We start from the raw sequence: 17,780 nt of genomic DNA, 5'->3' as shown, positions 1-17,780 counted from the left end.
TCCGTACGCCTATTCCACGCCGGCGACATGGGTTCCATGGGTGACGGCGGCGCCGGCGCGCAGCGCCGCGGCGATAAAGACCGTCTCGGCCAGCTCCGTCTCTGTCGCGCCGGCGGCGATGGCCTGCTTGCGGTGGATCTCGAGGCAATAGGCGCATTGCGTCGTCATGGCCACGGCGAGGGCGATCAGCTCCTTGTATTTCTTTGGAATAGCGCCTTCGGCCATGGCCGCGGCGTCGAATTGCTTGAAGGCCTCCCATGCGGTGGGCGCCGAGTCGCCGATCTTCTTCAGCCGCTTCACATTCTGCATATCGTACATGGGCTTGCCTCCCGGAGATCAAAGCTTACCTATCAGATGATAGGCTCGCACAATGCGCCATTGACGAAGTGCCTGTCAATGGCGCTACTCCCGGGCGGAAGGACGGAGTGGAATGGCGACGGCGCGACGCGGCGAGGTTACGGCCGCGAAGATTCTGGACAGCGCGGAGGAGCGGCTCTGCCGCTACGGCTATAATGGCGTGAGCTTTCGCGACATCGCCGCCGATGTCGGAGTGAAGAGCGCCAGCGTCCATTATTTTTTCCCCACCAAGCCGGCGCTGGTCGCCGCCGTGGCGCGGCGCTACGCCGATCTCTGCCTGGCGGAGCTGGGCGATCCGCAGGCGCGAACGCCGGCCGAGGCCGTGGCGCTGGCGGCGGAAATGTTCCGCCGCACGGTGGCGGAGAAAAAGCGAATGTGCCTCTTCGGCATGTTGGCGGCGGAAGTGGGCGGCCTGCCGTCCGAGGTCTGCGCGGAGGCGCGGCGCTTCTTCGCCGAGACGCTGGCTTGGCTGCGCCTCGCCCTGCGCGGCGAGGCGGCCGAGGCGGAGGCTATCCTCGCGGCTTTCGAGGGCGGCGTGCTGCTCGCCCGCGCCATGGATGATCCAGCCATGCTGGAGAAGGTGACGGAGCGCCTGGCGGCGCGTCACTTCACCGTGAGCGGATAGCCGGCGACGATGAGATAGAGCCTGCCCGCCGCTTTGGCGACGGCCTGATGCAGCTCGCCGGCGGCGTCGCGAAAGCGCCGCGCCAGCGCATTCTCCGGCACGATGGAGAGGCCGACCTCGGAGGAGACCAGGACCGTCGACGCCCGCCGCTCGGCGAGCGCCTCGAGCAACGCGGCGCGATCGGCGCGCAAATCCGCTTCGGCGAGCAGGCGATTGGTCAGCCAGAGCGTGAGACAATCGACCAGCAGCGGAAGCTCCGGCGGCGCTGCGGCAATGGCCGCGGCGAGCGCCTGCGGCGCCTCGACCGTGCGCCAATCCCCGGCGCGCCGCTCCCTATGCGCGCCGATTCGGCTCTCCATCTCCGCGTCGAAAGCCTGCGCCGTGGCGATATAGGTCCAGGGGCCGGGCTCGGCGGTCACGAGCCGCTCGGCGAAAGCGCTCTTGCCGGAGCGTGCGCCGCCGAGGACGAAGGTCACATTTGGATTTTCGGTCATTCCCGACGGCGCCGAGCGACATGCGCGCGGCGCCGGCCCCTATTTGGACTTGCGCGTTCGATTGCGAAAATCGCTTCGCACTTTTCGGGACGATGCGCCAGAGGCGCCCCTTCCCCGCCGAGCGACGGGATGGGCGAGGCTCACGCGGCCAGAGCGGCGCGCGCCTCGTTCTTGATGCGCTCGACCATGGAGCGGACGCCATTGCTGCGCTGAGGCGTCAGATGCTGGGCGAGGCCGAGCTCGGTGAACAGCGGCATGGCGTCGAGATCGACGATCTCATCGGCCGGACGGCCGGAATAGAGCGCGAGAATCAGCGCCACGAGCCCACGCACGATGTGAGCGTCGCTGTCGCCGCGCAGCGACAGCAGCGGCGCGCCGCGGCCCTCGCGAATCACCTTGCTGTCGAGCCAGACCTGGCTCGCGCAGCCGCGCACCTTGTTCTCCTCGGTGTGGGCTTCGTCCGGCAGCGGCTCCAGAGTGCGGCCGAGCTCGATGAGATATCGATACCGATCCTCCCACTCGTCGAGCATTTCGAAATTGCCGATGATCTCGTCTATCACCATTGTTCGCTCGCCCGCTCGAGACGCCTTTCCGACAGTTATATGGCCACTGTCCGTTTTGGCGCAATCGCCAGCGACGATGCAATCACGGCGCCGCGCCGAGACCGGCGGGCCGCCGCGGCGGCTCGACCGAAGCCGTCGCGCGGCCGATTCGCTCCGCCGCCTGCAGGCACTCCATCGGATGCGCCATGCAATGGTCGCGCGCCACAGTGGCGATTTTGGCGGACGCCTCCTCGGCGAGATCGGCGAGCGCGTCACGGGCGAAGTCGACGGGCGAGGGCTCGGATTTCGAGGGCTCGGACTTGGCGGCGGCTCGCGGCCTCGCGGGAGGATCGGCGAAAGCCCCGGCGGGGACGCGCGCCGCCACGGCGGGCGGGCGCGGCGCAGGACGCCGCTCGGCGTCCCGCAGAATGACGAGACAAACGATCCCTAAGAAAATCAAGCTCTTGAAAATAAATCCCACGGCCGCCGCCTCGCTTCGCCGACGGGGAAGCCGCCGCGCGCGAAAAACGATGGCGCGCCGCCCTTACCGCTTCGTAAAGACGCACGCGGCGCAAATCGCCGGCGCGACCGCGGCCGCGCGGGGCTAAGAAGTCGCAAACCATATGCGCCGTTCACAGCCCGTACAACCCGAAAACTTCCATTTCTGTGGTCGGTTTAGCAGTCACTTAAGACCGATTTGTCACATTGCCCTCAATCCGGGAGCGTGTGATTTTGCGTAAGCCAGCTGCACCTTGGGCGACCGTGTCGAGTGAATGGATCGAACGTCTGGCGCAATCCGGGCGCGCGATCGATTCGATGGAGCGCGCGCGTCGCGAAGCCTTCCTCCTGTCGCATCTCGTTCTGGCCGCCGGCGTGCTGATCGCGGCGCCGCTGTGGATCGTCGTCAATGGCGCGCCGACGCTGGGCGAGAGCGCGATCTTCGCTCTGGCGCAATTGCCGCTGCTGTCGGTGATCGCGCTGCTGCGCCTCGACAATCTGAAGACCGCGCAATCCATCGCCGCCTTCGGCTGGCTGGCGCTGGCCGCGGCCTGCCTCTTCACCGGCGCGCATGTCGGCGCGGCGGCGCCCTTCGGCGCGCTGGCCCTGATAGAGGCGACATTCGCCTACGATCTCGCGCTGATCTCGGCGACGGCCTCGGCCGCTCTCGTCGTGCTCACGGTCGCCGCGCTGACCGCCGCGTCGGTCGGCGGATTTTTCGAGACGCTGCTGGCGGCGCCGCTGGTCCTCTATGTCGTGCTGCTGGCCCGCAGCGCGGCGAAGGTGGAGACGGTCCGCGCTGAGGCGGAGGCGCGCAACATGCGCGATCTGCGGCTCGTCTCCGAGGCGGCGGGCGATCTCGTCATCGGCTTCGACGAGGGCGGCGCGGTCGCATCCGTCGTCGGCGAGGCCGCCAAGGCCTATGGGCTGGATGCGCGCGAATTGATGGGGCGCGGCTTCTTCCAGCGCGTCCATGTCGGCGATCGGCCGGCGTTTCTGAAGCTCGTCTCCGACGCCATCGCCACCGGCGAGGCGATACGCGCGACGCTGCGGCTGCGCATCGGCCATGCGCGCAACGAGCGCGGCGAGTTCGTCGAGCCGGTGTTTCATTTCTTCGAGGCGCGCAGCAGCCTGGTGGAGGCCGCCGCCGGCGAGCGCGCGGGCGGCGTCGTCTGCATATTGCGCGATGTGACGGCCCAGCGCCACGCCGCAGAAACGATAGAGGCGGCGCGCCGCGAGAGCGAGATGGCCGCCGCCGGCAAGACGCGCTTCCTCGCCAATGTCAGCCATGAGCTGCGCACGCCGCTCAACGCCATCATCGGCTTCTCGGAAATGCTGGCGAGCGAGCAGCTCGCGCCGGCCGATCCGGCCAAGCGGCGCGAATATGCGGAGATCATCCGCAATTCGGGCCAGCATCTGCTCGCCGTCGTCAACACCATCCTCGACATGTCGAAGATCGAATCCGGCTCCATGCAGCTTTCGCCCGAGCCCTTCTCTCTGCCCGAGCTCGTCGATCAATGCGTGAGCATGATGCAGCTGAAGGCCGAGCAGGGTCAGGTGACGCTCTCCCGCGATTATGCCGAGCGTCTCGAGGACATCGTCGGCGACAAGCGCGCCTGCAAGCAGATCATCATCAATCTGCTCTCCAACGCCGTGAAGTTCACGCCCGCCAACGGCCGCGTGCGCATCCGTCTCTATCCAGACGGCAATTGCCTCGCGCTCTCCGTCACGGACAGCGGCATCGGCATTTCCGCCGCCGATCTCGGCCGGCTCGGCGACCCTTTCTTCCAGGCCAGCGCCAGCCATGATCGCGCCTATGAAGGCACCGGCCTCGGCCTCTCCGTGGTGCGCGGCCTCGTCGGCCTGCATGGCGGAACCATTGCGGTGGAGAGCGCGCCGCGCAGCGGCACCAGCGTCACCGTGCGCCTGCCCCTCGATTGCCGTCCCTTTCAGAACAAGGCCCCCGCTCTCGCCAGGATCGAGACGATCGCCCGCCGCGGCGTCATCCGTCCCGCCGAGGAGCTCGAGGCCGCCGAAGACAGGGTGAAGAAAATTGCGTGAAGCTCTCGCCGGCACAAATCATGATTTTCTGCTCCGCGACGAGGATCGCGGCGAGACGCAGCGGCGCGGCCGCGGCGCCAAGGACAAGGCCAAGGCCAAGAAGAAAGGCGCGCTGACCAAGCTGTTCGGCGGACGTCGGCGCGGCATCGTCTTTCTCAGCCTCGCCGGCGCGACGGCGATCGGCGTGCCGCTGAACGCGCTCTATTTCCAGGACGGCCGCCATCCGGCGCCGCTGTTCCGCGCCTTCGCGCCAGAGCCGCGCGCGTCAGAGCCGCGCGCGGCGGCCGAGGCGCCGACGCCGCCCGCGCGGCCGACTGCGACGGCGCCCGCCCAGCCGCAATCCATTCAGCCTGCGCCCGTCGTCCATGCGGCGGCGCCCAAGCCCGCGGCGAAGCCGGAGCCGGCGCGCAACGAGAAGCGCGACGCGATCGGCGCGCTGCTCGGCAATGCGCATAGGGACGCGCCCAAGGCCGATGAAGCCGACAAGACTGTGCAGGCGGCGCAGCGCGCGCTCGCCAAGCTCGGCTATGCGCTGCATGCGGATGGCAAGATAGGCGGCGCGACTAGGCAGGCGATCGAGAAATATGAGCGCGACAATCGCCTTCCCGTCACCGGCGAGGTGACGCAAAAGCTGCTGCGCAAGCTGCAAGGCCAGGCGAGCGTCGCCGCGCACTGACGCCCTTAGGGCGATCGGGTGAAGGACAACAATCCTCCCCCTCATGCTGAGGAGCGCCCGAAGGGCGCGTCTCGAAGCGCGAGGGGGAGCTCCAGATGACCGCATGAAGGTTTCCTCGTCCTTCGAGACGCCGCTTCGCGGCTCCTCAGGATGAGGAAACCTTTCACCTCATCCGCCCTGCTCGGGTCCAGCGTCCGCCGCTTTCGCGTCAGGGCTTCTGCATCTCGTCGAAGAGCGCGCCATCGACGAAGAATTTCTTCTGCGCCGCCGGCCAGCCGCCGAAGGCCTTGTCGATCGTCACCAGATCGAGCGTGTGGAAGCGCTTCAAATCTTCCGGCGCGGCGAATTCCGGCTTCGACGGGCGATAGCCGTGCTTGGCGATGAGCGCCTGACCGGCCGGCGTGTAGAGGAAGCCGAGATAGGCTTCCGCCGCCTTGCGCGTTCCCTTGGCGTCCACATTGCCGTCGACGATCGACACCGCCGGCTCGGCGAGAATGGACAGCGACGGAACCACGATCTCGAGCTTGTCCTTGCCGAACTCGTCGATGGCGAGAAAGGCCTCGTTCTCCCAGGCGATGAGAACATCGCCGAAGCCGCGCTGGGCGAAGGTGGTGGTGGAGCCGCGCGCGCCGGAGTCGAGCACGGGCGCATTCTTGTAGATCGCCTTCACCAGCTCCGTCGTCTTGGCCTCGTCGCCGTTGAACTTCTTCAGCCCATAGGCCCAGGCGGCGAGGAAGTTCCAGCGCGCGCCGCCGCCGGTCTTGGGATTGGGCGCGACGACGACGACGCCGGGCTTGGCGAGATCGTCCCAATCCTTGATCCCCTTGGGATTGCCCTTGCGCACGAGCAGCACGATAGTCGATGTGTAGGGCGAGGAATTATTGGGCAGGCGCTTCTGCCAATCGGCCGGAATCTTGCCGGTCTTGCTGGCGATGGCGTCAATGTCATTGGCGAGAGCGAGCGTCACCACATCGGCGGCGAGCCCCTCTATGACCGAGCGCGCCTGCGCGCCGGAGCCGCCATGCGAGGCTTGGATCTGCACGTCCTGACCGGTCTTCTTCTTCCAATCGGCGGCGAAGGCCTTGTCGACGGCCTTGAACAGCTCCCGCGTCGGATCATAGGAGACGTTGAGCAGAGTCTCGCCGCAGGCCGCCGACGCGAAGCTCAATGAAAGCGCGAGGCCGATGGCGCGCAAGAACCCGCGAGACGGAAAAAGACCGGACGTCGTCTGCATGTCGCTCCTCGAGATATGACCGCTCTGCATCATTCGCATGCGTCGAAAGCGAGCCTGCGGGGCTCGCGGTCCAGATTCGTCCTTGGACCGCGAGCCTGCGGGCTCGCTCTCGACGCCGACTATTAGCCTATCAGCTCGTCGCCAATCATTCGCCCCGCGCAACCGCGAGCGGATCAGCGCGCGTGCGGGCGGATGCTGGAGGTGACGTCCCAATCCTTCGGCGCGCCTTCGGGCGAGAGCGCCGCGGGCTTCGGCCGCACGGGCGGCATGGGCGCGGCGAGGATCAGGCTGTCATTGACGCTGCGCGAGGCCTGCGCCTGAAAGGCGGCGAGCGGCGGCTGAGCGCCGGGCGTGTCGACATCGTCGTCGTCCGGCCCATGGGCGACGAGCTGCGGGTCCTGGCCCGGCGGCGGCGCGACGTCGCGCGGGACCGGCTTGCAAATATGCCGATCGCCATTGCGGCCATGCATGGCGAGGTCGACATGAATATGATTGTAGTGAAATGCGTTGGAGCCGGGCGACAGAACAGTGGTGAAATGCCGGCAGGAGCCGCCATGCACCTCGGCGAGAAAATCCTTCACCTGCTGCTCGCCGCGCGTCCAATCGCGCACGATGGAAATCTCGCGCCCGTCGGCGAGCACGAAGCCGCCGATATCGAGCGCATTGCCGAAGGAATGTTCCGAGAGCGGCGCGCCCGCCTGGGCGTTCATGCCACGGCAGGAATAGGAGCCCATGGAGTTGATCTGCGCCACCGGCTGGCCGAAGCGCGCCATGGCCGAAGGCTGCACCACATCGGCGAGCCATTGGTCGAGCTCGGCCACCATGGAGCAGTCGAGCGTCGCCCGCGCATTGAAGGCGACGGCGCCGCCCTGCAGCGCCGTGACCTTCAGCGGCCTGGTGAGGCCGCAAATGCCCGGCCCGTCGATCTCCGGCGCGAATTGCACATAGGCGGTGGGCTGCACGCGCTTCTCGGCGAGGCAGGCGTTCTCGGCGTTGGCGCGCCAGGCCGGGCGCTGCGGCTTGGCCATGAATCCGCAGCCCGACAGCCCCGCCGCCGCGAGCGGCGCGAGGGCGAGAAGCAGCAATGGCGTTATGCGGCGAGCCATGCCGCGACAATGACGGCGGAGCGTTAACGCGGCGTCGAGAAATGTGGTTAACGTCAACGCTTCTCGGGCGTTGGCGCGAAACGCCTCCGCCCGCGCGAATCCGGCCGCAGCGAGCGACATCCCACCGTCATGCGCGCGTCGTAATCGGGCCGGCTGAAGCCAGAGCGCATCTTCGCGCTCGGCCGAGGCTGGGGGATTTTTCATGCGCGCAAGACGATTTTCGATAGCGCTTTTGGCGGCTGTTCTCGCGAGCGGCGTCTCCGCGGACGCCGATGAGCGCGGCCTGGAGCGGCGGCTGGAGCCGCGCCACGAGCACAAGACCACGATCGCCGTTTTCGGCGACTGGCCCTATAATCTCAACCTTCTGAACAACGCCAATCTGCTGCTCGACTCGGTCAATTCCGATCCAGAGGTGAGCCTGGTGATGCATGTCGGCGATATTCATTCCGGCAGCATGCCTTGCACCAGCGCCGGAACGCTGCCGCCGATCGCGGCGTCCAACCCCGGCTGGAATCAGCAGATTTTCGCGGCCTTCCAGAAGTTCAAATCGCCGGTCGTCTACACGCCGGGCGACAATGAATGGACCGACTGCCACAAGTCGAAGGAGTCGTCCTCCGGCAAGCCGCTGCAGGAGCTGGCCGCCGTGCGCAGCCTGTTCTTCGCGCGGCCGGGCTGGACGCTCGGCCTCCATGAGATGGAGGTCTACAGCCAGGCGAAATATTTCTCGCCCTCCTATCCCGCCGATGCGCAATTCGTCGAGAATATGATCTGGATGGATGCGCGGACCGTCTTCGTGACGGTGAACATGCCGGGCTCCGACAATGACGGCCTGCCCTGGAGCAGCGTGGAGGACAAGACCGCGCGCGAGGCGGAGATCGCCGCCCGCACCGACGCCGATATTCGCTGGCTGCAAGCCGCCTTCAATCTCGCCGAGCGCGAGCATGCGGCCGCTGTGGTGATCGGCCTGCAGGCCGATATGTGGGACCCGGCCGCGCTGGCGGCGGGCGGCGACGGGCTCGATCGCTACACCGGCTTCGTGCGCGAGCTGGCGAACCAGGCCGTGCGCTTTCGTCGTCCGGTGCTGCTCATCAACGGCGATTCACATCTTTATGGATCGGATCGTCCGCTCGCCGATCCGTCGAGCGCGACCGGCAAGATTCACAATGCGGCGGCGGCGGCCAATCTCACGCGCATCACCGTCCAGGGCTCGACCAATGCGCCCGGCGAATGGCTGCGGCTGACGATCGACGCGCGCACGCCCAGCGTCTTCAGCTGGAAGAATGTCGCTTATTGCGTCGATCCGCTGACGAGCTGCAAGTAACAAAAAAGGGCGCGTCCCGCGGGGCGCGCCCTTCTCGCGATCGGGTCAGCTCTGCGGCTCGCCGCGATCCCGGCGCGCCCGCATGAAGGATTCGAATTCCGCACGATCGCGCGCGCGGCGCAGCTCGTCTATATGCTCGGCGAACTCGCGCTCGGCCTCGGCGAGCTTGCGGCGCTCCTCCTCGAGGCGGGCGAGCTCGCTCTCGCGCCAATCGTCGAAAGCGACATTGCCCGAGGAGCGCATGAAGCCCGGACCACGCCAGCCGCCGGTGGGGCCGGGCTGGCCGGTCGCCTCCTTCCAGCGGGCCTGGACATCGGCCGCGCGCTCCTGCGCGAAGGCGAAGAGATCGCCCTCATAGCCCATCTTCCGTTGCCACACCTTGAAGAGCACGATGGCGAGGCCGATCGGCCAGAAGACGATGAAGCCCAGAACCATCGCCAGCAGCTCGAGCGGCTTCCATGGCCGCCCGCCGTCTCCGAAGCGATAGTGAGATTCGTGCATGCGGGAGTGACGATGACAGCCCATGTTCGGACTCTCCAGTTCCTTCGCTCATCGCGGGCGCGCGCGGTGGATCCGCGCGCCGCCGTCGCAATGTGAATGTAACATACATTAACATTGTTGTTTCGCAAGGGGCCCGCCGAAGATTCCGCCTCCGGCTGATTTCGTCTCTCGCGCCGCGGCGCGCTATCCTGCGCTCGACCTTTCTCGCGAATCGTTTCCATGACCGACTTCTCCGACGTGGACGCAAGCGCGCTCCTCGCACTGGCGACGCTCATCGGCGCCGGGGCGCTGCCTTTTCTGTTCCGCCTCGCCTTCGGCCGCCGCAGGCGCAAGGGCCGCGCGCGCGCCGCCTCGGTCGCGCTGGCGCTCGGCCGCTCGCGCCGGCTGGCGCTGGTCGGCGTCGCTGGAGCGGAGCGCCTGCTGCTGCTCGGCGAGACGAGCGATGTCGTGATCGAATCCCATATCGCCGACGCCGCCCCGGCGGAGGAGACGCCCGAGCCGCCGTCCGAGCTGCGCGGCCTCTTTTCGCTCGGCGCCGTCTCGCTGCTGGCGGGGGTCGCGGTGGGAACGCTCTGCGGCGTGTTCCGCCTCGTGCTCGACGCCGCCGGGCGCATGAGAATGGCCATTCCCGACCAGTTCGCGGAGCGCCCGGTTCTGGGCCTCGCGATCATGGTCGCCGGCGCGGCGCTCGCCGCTGGGCTCGCGGCCTATCTCGTGCGCCGTTTCGTCCCGGCGGCGGTGGGAAGCGGCATTCCGCGTGTCGAATCGGTGATCGACGGCAGCGAGCCGCCCTCCCCGCCGCTGCTGCTGCCGGTGAAATTCATCGGCGGCGTGCTGGCGATGGGCGCCGGCCTCGCGCTCGGCCGCGAAGGGCCGTCGGTGCAGATGGGCGCGACGCTCGCGCATCAGTTCGGCCGCTATTTGCGCTATGATTGGCGCGATCAGCAATCGCTGCTCGCCGCCGGCGCCGGAGCCGGGCTCGCCGCCGCCTTCAACGCGCCGCTCGCCGGCGCGGCCTTCGTGCTCGAGGAATTGCTGCGCCGCTTCGATATGCGCCCATGCGACCATAGCGCTCGGCGCTTCGGTCGGCGCCATATCGGTCGTGCGGCTGCTGCTCGGGCCGGAGCCGGAATTGCGCGTCGCGGCGCATTATCCTGTCGGGCCGCTCGACGTTCCGCTCGGCCTCGCGCTCGGCGCCATCATGGGGCTCGCCAGCCTCGCCTATAATCGCGCCATTCTCCGCGCCCTGGACTTCGCCGATCGCTCGCCCTTGCCGGCGGAGGCGAAGGCCGCCCTGGTCGGCGCCGGCGTCGGCGCCATCGGCTTTCTCGCGCCCGATCTCGTCGGCGGCGGCGATCTTCTCACGCAAAAGACGCTGGACGGCGCCTATGCGCTCGACGCCCTGCCGCTGGTCTTCGCGCTGCGTTTCGCGCTCGGCGTCGTCTCCTATGCGGCGGGGACGCCGGGCGGCCTGTTCGCGCCGCTGCTGGCGCTCGGGGCCGAGATCGGGCTCTTCTTCGGCCTCATGATTCCGGGCGAAGACGCGCTGACCATGGGAATGAAATTCGCGCTCATCGGCATGGCCTCGTTTTTCGCCGCCGTGGTGCGCGCGCCGCTCACCGGCATGATCCTCATCACCGAGATGACCGATAATTCAGAGCTGCTGCTGCCCATGCTGGCGGCCTGCTTCGCGGCCATGGCCATCGCCGCCGTCTGCCGCAACGAGCCGATCTATGACGCGCTGAAGGAGCGCTCCGCCCGTCTCGCGCGGCGGGCGGAGACTTAAGCCGAAGGGGTCTCCGCGCGGCGGACGGCGGACTCCATGAGATTGCGCGCGGCGGCGTCGAGCACGGGGACGGGATCGAGCCCCTTGGCGGCGTCGAGATGACCGGAGATGGTCAGCATGGCGACGCCATGGGCGAGCGCCCAGAGCTGCAGCGCCAGCTTGCGCGCGCCCTGCGCCGGAACGCCCCGCTGCTGCAGAAAGGCCACCACAGAGCGCCACAGAATATCCAGCGCATGATCGGCGGCGTCGGCGGAGGGCTCGCTCGCCAGCGTCGCCGCCGAGCCGAACATTGCGGCATAGAGGCCCGGCTCCTCACGCGCGAAGGCGAGATAGGCGGCGCACATGCGCCACATGGCCGCCGCCGCCTCCGGCCGTCCTTCGTCCCAGGCGTTTTCCAACGCCGAGCCGAAGGAGAGAAAGCCGCGCCGGGCGACCTCGTTCAGCAAATCCTCCCGGCTGGCGAAATGGCGATAGGGCGCGGCCGCTGTGACGCCGACGCGCTTGGCCGCCTCGCCGAGGCTGAGATTGGCCGGCCCGCCTTCCGCCAGCAGCTCGAGCGCAGCTTCGACCAGCGCCTCCTTGAGGGCGCCATGGTGATATTTGCGCTTGATGGTCATCCGAGCGGCATGCGTGAGGCGAAGCGTTCGCGCAGCCGTCGCACAGTCTCGCCGGAAATGGAAGCCGGGAGACGGGAGGAGGTCGACCACATTTCTTTCGGGGCGTCATCGCGAGGAGCGCAGCGACCAAGCGATCCAGGGGCCGCACGGCGGCTCTGGATCGCTTCGCTTCGCTCGCAATGACGGCCGCAGAGGCAACGCCGCGTTACCCCGCCTCCGGCCGCACCATATGCTCTTTCAGCACCTGCTCCGTGCCGGCGTCGATCTCCTGCAGCAGCACCTCATAGCCCCAGAGATTGGCGAGATGGCCGAGCACCATTGCGGCGTTGGTCAGCTCCAGCATCTTGCCGTCGCGCACGCGATGATGCAGCACGAGCTTGCGATTGCCGGCGAGATCGACATCGACGATCTGAATGTCCGGCGCATAGCCGCCGACGTCATATTGCGCCGCGAGGCTGCGGCGCAGATCGCGATAGCCGCGCTCATTATGGATCGACGACACTTCGAGATGCGGCTGCTCGCGATCGTCGACGACATGGAACAGCCGCCAATTGCGAATGAGCCGCGGGCTCAGGAATTGCGCGATGAAGCTGTCGTCGCGGTAATTCGCCCAGACGTGGCGCAGCACCTCCATCGCATCGCCGGTTCCGGCGATCTCGGGGAACCAATAGCGGTCCTCCTCGGTCGGCTCGCGCACGATGCGCTCTATGTCGCGCATCATGTCGAAGCCGAGCGCATAAGGATTGACGCCATTATAGGATGGGCTGTCGTAGAAGGGCTGCCGCGTGGCGTTGGTGTGCGAGGTGAGGAACTCGAGGAAGCTGCCGTCGTCGATCCGCCCGGTCTCGTGCAGACGACCCAGCAGCCGATAATGGCAATAGGTGGCGCAGCCCTCGTTCATCACCTTGGTCTGCTGCTGCGGATAGAAATATTGCGCGATGAGCCGCACGATGCGCAGCACCTCGCGCTGCCAGGGCTTCAGACGCGGCGCGGCCTTCTCCAAAAAGTAGAGGATGTTCTCTTGCGGCAGGCCGAGCAGGGCGCGGCGCTTGTCGCCGGCCAATTGCTTCGCTCCATGCGCGCGGCCGGGAACGGTGCGCCACAGATCGTCATAGACGCGCTCGCGCTCCTCCTTGCGATCCTGCTCGCGTTTCTCCTCCATATGGAGATTGAGCGGACGCTTGCGCGGATAGCGGTCTATGCCTTGCGGCATCAGCGCATGAGCGGCGTCGAGCAAGCGCTCCACCTCCGCATGGCCGTAGCGCTCCTCGCAATTGGCGATATAGGCTTTGGCGAAGGAGAGATAATCCAGAATGCCTTCTGGATCGGTCCATTGCCGGAACTGGTAATTATGCTTGAAGAAATGATTGTGGCCGAAGGCGGCGTGCGCGATCACCAGCGTCTGCATAGTGGCGGAATTCTCCTCCATTATGTAGCTGATGCAGGGATCGGCGTTGATGACGATCTCATAGGCGAGGCCCTGCAGCCCCATGCGATAAATGCCCTCGTGCTGGGCGAAACGCTTGCCGAACGACCAATGCTTGTAGAAGAGCGGCATGCCGGTCGAGGCGTAGGCGTCGAGCATCTGCTCGGCGGTGATGATCTCGATCTGATTGGCGAATGTGTCGAGCCCGAGCTCCTTGTGCGCAATGCCCGCGACCGCATCGTGGATGCGCTGGATCGTGCCGAAATCCCAATCCTTGCCTTCATAGAGCAGCTCGCCGCGCATCAGCCGACCTCCGCCGTCTTGGCCGCGCGCCGTTGGAACAATTGCCGGAACACGGAATAGATATGCTCGCGTCGGGAGACGCGACGCATCTGGAATTTCTCATTTTCCTTTTGCAGCGCGGCATAGGTGAGCCATAGCGAGCTCTGGCCGTGATGCGGCACATAGCCATGCGTCTCGGTATTCGGCCCGCTCACTTCCACATAGGCGAAATATTGGCACAGCGGCAGAATGTGATTCTGCAGCAGCTCGCGCGTCTGCGGATTGTCGCTGGAGAGATTGTCGCCGTCCGAGGCCTGCGCGGCGTAGATGTTCCACACGCCCGGATCATAGCGCTCGCGAATGACCTTCAGCATCTCCTGCAGAGCGGAGGAGACCATTGTGCCGCCGGTCTCGGCGGAGCGGAAGAATGTGTCCTCGTCCACCTCGCCGGCGCGATCCGTATGGCGGATGAAGACGATCTCGACGCGCTTGTAGCGCCGCGTCAAGAACACATGCAGCAGCATGAAGAAGCGTTTGGCGAGATCCTTCATATGCTCGGTCATGGAGCCGGAGACGTCCATGAGGCAGAACATCACCGCCTGCGTCACGGGCTTCGGAAAACGCTCGAAGCGGCGATAGCGCAGATCGATCGGATCGAGATAGGAGATGCGCGACCTCTTGTTGCGCAGCGCCTCGAGCTCGGCGGCGAGGCGCTCGGAATCGGCGTCGTCGCGGCTCTGCGCCTCCGCGAGGCGGCGCTCGAGATCGTCGACCGTCGATTGCTTGGGCCGCTTCAGCGCAATGCGCCGCGAGAGCGACGTTTGCAGCGTGCGATGCAGCGCGAGATTGGCCGGCGTGCCGGTGGTGGTGTAGCCGGCGCGGCGCAGACCTTCCTTCTCCGTCTGCGCGACGCGCCTTTTGGCGAGATCGGGCAGCTCGAGATCGTCCAGGAATATGCTCAGAAATTCGTCACGCGAGAGGATGAAGCGAAAGGCGTCCTCCTGCCCATCGCCGCGGCCGACCTGCCCGCCGCCGCCTTCGCCCTCGCCTTCGCCGCGCGGACGCTCGATGAGGTCGCCCTCGACATAATCCTTATTGCCGGGCAGCACGAGATCGCGCCGCGAGCCCTGCGTGTGGCGGAATGTGGGCTCGCGCGTGCCCTCGGAGGGAATGGAAATCTCTCCGGGGCTCTCGAGATCGCCGATCGCTCGGTCCTTGCTCGCCTCGCGAACCGCCTTCTCCACCATATCCTTGGCGCGGCGCAAAAAGCGCTGGCGGTTCGCGAAGCTCTTGCCTCCGGGATTCAACCGACGATCGACGATGTGCATCGTTCCATCACCCGTTCTTCGCCGGCTCGCCTTACGATCAGCCGGCCTGTTTTACGCGCATGTACCACTCGACCAGACGGCGCACCTGACGCTCCGTATAGCCGCGAGCCATCATGCGGCTTACGAATTCTGCATGTTTTTTTTCTGTCTGGGTGTCTTTTTTCGATCCGAATGAAATGACCGGCAGCAGCTCCTCCACCTGGGAGAACATGCGCCGCTCGATAACGTCGCGGATTTTCTCATAGCTCGCCCAAGAGGGATTGCGCCCCTCGTTGGCCGCGCGCCAGCGCAGCGCGAACTTCACCACCTCATTGCGGAAGTCCTTGGGATTGGCGATGCCCGCGGGCTTCTCGATCTTGGTCAGCTCCTGGTTCAAAAGGTCGCGGTCCAGCAGCTGTCCCGTGTCCGGGTCCTTGAAATCCTGATCCTCGATCCAGGCGTCGGCATAGTCGATATAACGGTCGAAGAGATTCTGTCCGTAATCCTGATAGGACTCTAGATAGGCTTTCTGAATCTCATGGCCGATGAATTCTGCGTAACGCGGCGCGAGCTCGGCCTTGATGAACTCGAGATAGCGCTTCTCGATCTCCGGCGGCATCTGCTCGCGGCGCAGCGACTGCTCCAGCACATACATGAGATGCACCGGGTCGGCCGCGACCTCGACCGTGTCGTGATTGAAGGTCGCCGCCAGCACCTTGAAGGCGAAGCGCGTCGAGCAGCCGTCCATGCCCTCGTCGACGCCGGCGGCGTCCTTATACTCGAGCATGCTGCGCGCGCGCGGGTCCACCTCGCGCAGGCTCTCGCCGTCATAGACGCGCATCTTGGAAAAGAGATTGGAGTTCTCATGCGGCTTCAGGCGCGAGAGCACGATGAAGCGGGCGAGCATCTCCAGCGTGCTCGGCGCGCAGCTCGCCTCTGCGAGCTCGGAGCCGCGCAGCAGCTTCTCGTAAATATGCTGCTCTTCCGTCACCCGCAGGCAATAAGGCACCTTGATCACATAGATGCGATCGATGAAGGCCTCATTGTTGCGGTTGTTCTTGAAGCTCTGCCATTCCGCCTCGTTGGAATGGGCCATGACGATGCCGGAGAAGGGAATTGCGCCGATATTCTCGGTGCCGATGTAATTTCCCTCCTGCGTCGCCGTCAGCAGAGGATGCAGCATTTTGATCGGGGCCTTGAACATCTCGACGAATTCGAGAAGGCCCTGATTGGCGCGGTTGAGGCCGCCGGAATAGCTGTAGGCGTCCGGGTCCGCCTGCGCGAGATTCTCGAGCTTGCGAATATCCACCTTGCCGACGAGCGAGGAAATGTCCTGATTATTCTCGTCGCCCGGCTCGGTCTTGGCTATGGCGATCTGGCGCAGGCGCGAGGGCGTGATCTTCACCACGCTGAATTTGGTGATGTCGCCGCCATATTCGTCGAGACGCTTGAGGCACCAGGGGCTCATCAGCCCGTTGAGGCGCCGGCGCGGAATGCCATAGCGCTGCTCGAGCATGTCGCCCGCCGTCGCCGGATCGAAGAGGCCGAGCGGGCTCTCGAAGACGGGCGAGAGCTCGTCGCCGGCCTTGAGCACATAGATCGGATCGATCTCCATCAACGCCTTCAGGCGCTCGGCGAGGGAGGATTTGCCGCCGCCCACCGGGCCGAGCAGATAGAGGATCTGCTTGCGCTCCTCGAGCCCCTGCGCGGCATGGCGGAAGAAGCTGACGATCCGCTCGATCGTCTCCTCCATGCCGAAGAATTCGGCGAAGGCCGGATAGACGCGGATGGTGCGGTTCATGAAGATGCGGCCGAACCTCGGATCGCGCGATGTGTCGATCAGCTCCGGCTCGCCGATCGCGTCGAGAATGCGCTCCGCTGCGGTCGCATAGGTCTTCGGATTCTCGCGGCATAGATCGAGGTATTCGGAGAGCGTCATCTCGACGGCTCTTCTGCCTCTGTAGGACCTCGCAAAATCCGCAAAAACGTCGGAGTTCGTCATGGGGCACCTGTCGCTGGAGCGGTATGGCTCACGATTTCCGAGACGGCTCGAATTCCATCGGCCGCCCTCTCGTCTTCGCCGTCGACCGCCCCACCCCTGTCGACTGCCAAAAGACCGAGCTCAGGGCATTCGAGGCAAGGTTTGTGCCGATCGCGGCGGGAAGCTCGTCTCCTGTCATATGAGCATCATTGTCTGCTCAGGGTAGACGTAACGGTTGCGATTCCCTCTTCGTCGAGGGAGTCGACGTCACTCTGGGCGCCGATCCCGCTCCACGCGGGCCGTCGATATCAACTGGGGCGCGATCGCTGATATTGGCGAAGTTCGGCGGCCGCGTCGACACCAATCCTTTTCCCGATGGTAAAGTTCTCGAGAAGGAGCGGCTCAGCCCGCTTTTGCCTCCGCCGCGGCGCAGCGTCCGCACAGGCCCGCGATCTCGACGACGCGCGTGCGCGGCTGGAAGCCGGCCGCCGCGGTGAGGCCGGCGAGGCCGCGCGTCAGCTCCGGGCTCGTCGCCTCGCTCACCTCGCCGCATTCGTCACAAATGAGGAAGATCACCGGCTCGCCGGCCTCATGCGCATGGCCGCAGACGACGAAAGCGTTGCGGGAGGCCAGCCGATGCGCGAGGCCCTGGTCCAGAAGATAGCCGAGCGCCCGGTAGACCGAGATCGGAGCCGGGCGCTTGCCGCTCTCGTCGGCGAGAAGATCGATCATCTCATAGGCGCCGACCGGCCGGTTCGCCTTGGTGAGAATGTCCAGCGCGGCGCGCCGCGCCGGCGTGAGGCCCCGCGCCGTCGTCCCCGGCGCCGCTCGCTTGATGGTCATGGCGCATTGTAGCGCGCCGCGGCCGTCCTGACGAGAGCGCCCGCGCCGGCTTGCGCGCGCGCCGCGCGCCTCTATAGTCGCGGCGCGATGCGCGCCCGCGCGAGGCGGCGCCGAAAGAAGAAT

Annotated in this window: 18 protein-coding genes; 6 read left to right on the top strand and 12 right to left on the bottom strand. The window is 66.2% G+C overall.

The window, feature by feature from the left end; all coding sequences use genetic code 11:
- Positions 1 to 9 precede the first annotated feature (9 nt).
- Entirely contained in the window at positions 10 to 318 is a 309-nt protein-coding gene (locus ACT53T_RS13730; protein WP_018267701.1) for a carboxymuconolactone decarboxylase family protein, read from the bottom strand.
- A 112-nt stretch (positions 319 to 430) separates the two neighbouring features.
- Here ACT53T_RS13730 and ACT53T_RS13725 point away from each other — a divergent pair, with 112 nt between their 5' ends.
- Positions 431 to 982, top strand: a complete 552-nt coding sequence (locus ACT53T_RS13725) for a TetR/AcrR family transcriptional regulator (RefSeq protein ID WP_018267700.1) — start codon at positions 431 to 433, stop codon at positions 980 to 982.
- On the opposite strand, the gene cobU is transcribed toward ACT53T_RS13725, so the two are convergent.
- From cobU to ACT53T_RS13710, 3 genes are all read right to left on the bottom strand, one after another.
- Positions 961 to 1,476, bottom strand: a complete 516-nt coding sequence (gene cobU, locus ACT53T_RS13720; RefSeq protein WP_476161631.1) for a bifunctional adenosylcobinamide kinase/adenosylcobinamide-phosphate guanylyltransferase — start codon at positions 1,474 to 1,476, stop codon at positions 961 to 963. The genes ACT53T_RS13725 and cobU overlap by 22 nt on opposite strands.
- Positions 1,477 to 1,616: 140 nt before the next feature.
- The gene (locus ACT53T_RS13715; RefSeq protein WP_018267698.1) at positions 1,617 to 2,039 is read right to left on the bottom strand and encodes a SufE family protein; all 423 of its coding nucleotides are present in this window, start codon (positions 2,037 to 2,039) and stop codon (positions 1,617 to 1,619) included.
- Positions 2,040 to 2,121: 82 nt separating this feature from the next.
- On the bottom strand, positions 2,122 to 2,499 hold the full coding sequence (locus tag ACT53T_RS13710; RefSeq protein ID WP_400765694.1) for a hypothetical protein: 378 nt from the start codon (positions 2,497 to 2,499) through the stop codon (positions 2,122 to 2,124).
- Between the two features lie 251 nt (positions 2,500 to 2,750).
- Between ACT53T_RS13710 and ACT53T_RS13705 the strand changes: the two genes are divergently transcribed.
- Both ACT53T_RS13705 and ACT53T_RS13700 read left to right on the top strand, forming a co-directional pair.
- Entirely contained in the window at positions 2,751 to 4,577 is a 1,827-nt protein-coding gene (locus tag ACT53T_RS13705) for a sensor histidine kinase (protein WP_476161630.1), read from the top strand.
- Entirely contained in the window at positions 4,570 to 5,253 is a 684-nt protein-coding gene (locus ACT53T_RS13700) for a peptidoglycan-binding domain-containing protein (RefSeq protein ID WP_476161629.1), read from the top strand. Before ACT53T_RS13705 ends, ACT53T_RS13700 begins: the two co-directional genes overlap by 8 nt.
- 208 nt (positions 5,254 to 5,461) lie before the next feature.
- On the opposite strand, the gene ACT53T_RS13695 is transcribed toward ACT53T_RS13700, so the two are convergent.
- The gene (locus ACT53T_RS13695) at positions 5,462 to 6,487 is read right to left on the bottom strand and encodes a sulfate ABC transporter substrate-binding protein (RefSeq protein ID WP_476161628.1); all 1,026 of its coding nucleotides are present in this window, start codon (positions 6,485 to 6,487) and stop codon (positions 5,462 to 5,464) included.
- Positions 6,488 to 6,660: 173 nt separating this feature from the next.
- On the bottom strand, positions 6,661 to 7,593 hold the full coding sequence (locus tag ACT53T_RS13690; RefSeq protein ID WP_476161627.1) for an extensin-like domain-containing protein: 933 nt from the start codon (positions 7,591 to 7,593) through the stop codon (positions 6,661 to 6,663).
- Between the two features lie 232 nt (positions 7,594 to 7,825).
- Between ACT53T_RS13690 and ACT53T_RS13685 the strand changes: the two genes are divergently transcribed.
- Positions 7,826 to 8,914: a hypothetical protein gene (locus tag ACT53T_RS13685; RefSeq protein ID WP_476161626.1), complete on the top strand. Its 1,089-nt coding sequence runs from the start codon at positions 7,826 to 7,828 to the stop codon at positions 8,912 to 8,914.
- A gap of 45 nt (positions 8,915 to 8,959) precedes the next feature.
- Here the strand turns inward: ACT53T_RS13685 and ACT53T_RS13680 are convergent, their stop codons facing one another.
- Entirely contained in the window at positions 8,960 to 9,439 is a 480-nt protein-coding gene (locus ACT53T_RS13680; protein ID WP_476161625.1) for a DUF2852 domain-containing protein, read from the bottom strand.
- 195 nt (positions 9,440 to 9,634) lie between these two features.
- Here ACT53T_RS13680 and ACT53T_RS13675 point away from each other — a divergent pair, with 195 nt between their 5' ends.
- Both ACT53T_RS13675 and ACT53T_RS13670 read left to right on the top strand, forming a co-directional pair.
- Positions 9,635 to 10,642: a chloride channel protein gene (locus ACT53T_RS13675; RefSeq protein ID WP_476161624.1), complete on the top strand. Its 1,008-nt coding sequence runs from the start codon at positions 9,635 to 9,637 to the stop codon at positions 10,640 to 10,642.
- Positions 10,524 to 11,201, top strand: a complete 678-nt coding sequence (locus ACT53T_RS13670; protein ID WP_476161656.1) for a chloride channel protein — start codon at positions 10,524 to 10,526, stop codon at positions 11,199 to 11,201. Before ACT53T_RS13675 ends, ACT53T_RS13670 begins: the two co-directional genes overlap by 119 nt.
- Here ACT53T_RS13670 and ACT53T_RS13665 read toward each other — a convergent pair.
- The 5 genes from ACT53T_RS13665 to ACT53T_RS13645 form a co-directional block, all read right to left on the bottom strand.
- Positions 11,198 to 11,818, bottom strand: a complete 621-nt coding sequence (locus ACT53T_RS13665) for a TetR/AcrR family transcriptional regulator (protein WP_476161623.1) — start codon at positions 11,816 to 11,818, stop codon at positions 11,198 to 11,200. The genes ACT53T_RS13670 and ACT53T_RS13665 overlap by 4 nt on opposite strands.
- A gap of 205 nt (positions 11,819 to 12,023) precedes the next feature.
- Positions 12,024 to 13,547, bottom strand: coding sequence for a SpoVR family protein (locus tag ACT53T_RS13660; protein ID WP_400765681.1), 1,524 nt, complete (start codon positions 13,545 to 13,547; stop codon positions 12,024 to 12,026).
- The gene (locus tag ACT53T_RS13655) at positions 13,547 to 14,854 is read right to left on the bottom strand and encodes a YeaH/YhbH family protein (protein ID WP_476161622.1); all 1,308 of its coding nucleotides are present in this window, start codon (positions 14,852 to 14,854) and stop codon (positions 13,547 to 13,549) included. Before ACT53T_RS13655 ends, ACT53T_RS13660 begins: the two co-directional genes overlap by 1 nt.
- Positions 14,855 to 14,891: 37 nt before the next feature.
- On the bottom strand, positions 14,892 to 16,835 hold the full coding sequence (locus ACT53T_RS13650; RefSeq protein WP_400765677.1) for a PrkA family serine protein kinase: 1,944 nt from the start codon (positions 16,833 to 16,835) through the stop codon (positions 14,892 to 14,894).
- Positions 16,836 to 17,216: 381 nt separating this feature from the next.
- The gene (locus ACT53T_RS13645; protein ID WP_400765675.1) at positions 17,217 to 17,657 is read right to left on the bottom strand and encodes a transcriptional repressor; all 441 of its coding nucleotides are present in this window, start codon (positions 17,655 to 17,657) and stop codon (positions 17,217 to 17,219) included.
- Positions 17,658 to 17,780 lie beyond the last annotated feature (123 nt).

Source organism: Methylosinus sp. DMC45 (assembly GCF_056313885.1).
This window is presented reverse-complemented; position numbering and strand designations above follow the sequence as displayed.

Bases quoted from the DNA above. Each gene is read 5' to 3' on its own strand.
- ACT53T_RS13730 (WP_018267701.1), bottom strand. From the start codon at position 318: ATGTACGATATGCAGAATGTGAAGCGGCTGAAGAAGATCGGCGACTCG.
- ACT53T_RS13725 (WP_018267700.1), top strand. From the start codon at position 431: ATGGCGACGGCGCGACGCGGCGAGGTTACGGCCGCGAAGATTCTGGAC.
- cobU (WP_476161631.1), bottom strand. From the start codon at position 1,476: ATGACCGAAAATCCAAATGTGACCTTCGTCCTCGGCGGCGCACGCTCC.
- ACT53T_RS13715 (WP_018267698.1), bottom strand. From the start codon at position 2,039: ATGGTGATAGACGAGATCATCGGCAATTTCGAAATGCTCGACGAGTGG.
- ACT53T_RS13695 (WP_476161628.1), bottom strand. From the start codon at position 6,487: ATGCAGACGACGTCCGGTCTTTTTCCGTCTCGCGGGTTCTTGCGCGCC.
- ACT53T_RS13690 (WP_476161627.1), bottom strand. From the start codon at position 7,593: ATGGCTCGCCGCATAACGCCATTGCTGCTTCTCGCCCTCGCGCCGCTC.
- ACT53T_RS13680 (WP_476161625.1), bottom strand. From the start codon at position 9,439: ATGGGCTGTCATCGTCACTCCCGCATGCACGAATCTCACTATCGCTTC.
- ACT53T_RS13675 (WP_476161624.1), top strand. From the start codon at position 9,635: ATGACCGACTTCTCCGACGTGGACGCAAGCGCGCTCCTCGCACTGGCG.
- ACT53T_RS13665 (WP_476161623.1), bottom strand. From the start codon at position 11,818: ATGACCATCAAGCGCAAATATCACCATGGCGCCCTCAAGGAGGCGCTG.
- ACT53T_RS13660 (WP_400765681.1), bottom strand. From the start codon at position 13,547: ATGCGCGGCGAGCTGCTCTATGAAGGCAAGGATTGGGATTTCGGCACG.
- ACT53T_RS13655 (WP_476161622.1), bottom strand. From the start codon at position 14,854: ATGCACATCGTCGATCGTCGGTTGAATCCCGGAGGCAAGAGCTTCGCG.
- ACT53T_RS13650 (WP_400765677.1), bottom strand. From the start codon at position 16,835: ATGACGAACTCCGACGTTTTTGCGGATTTTGCGAGGTCCTACAGAGGC.
- ACT53T_RS13645 (WP_400765675.1), bottom strand. From the start codon at position 17,657: ATGACCATCAAGCGAGCGGCGCCGGGGACGACGGCGCGGGGCCTCACG.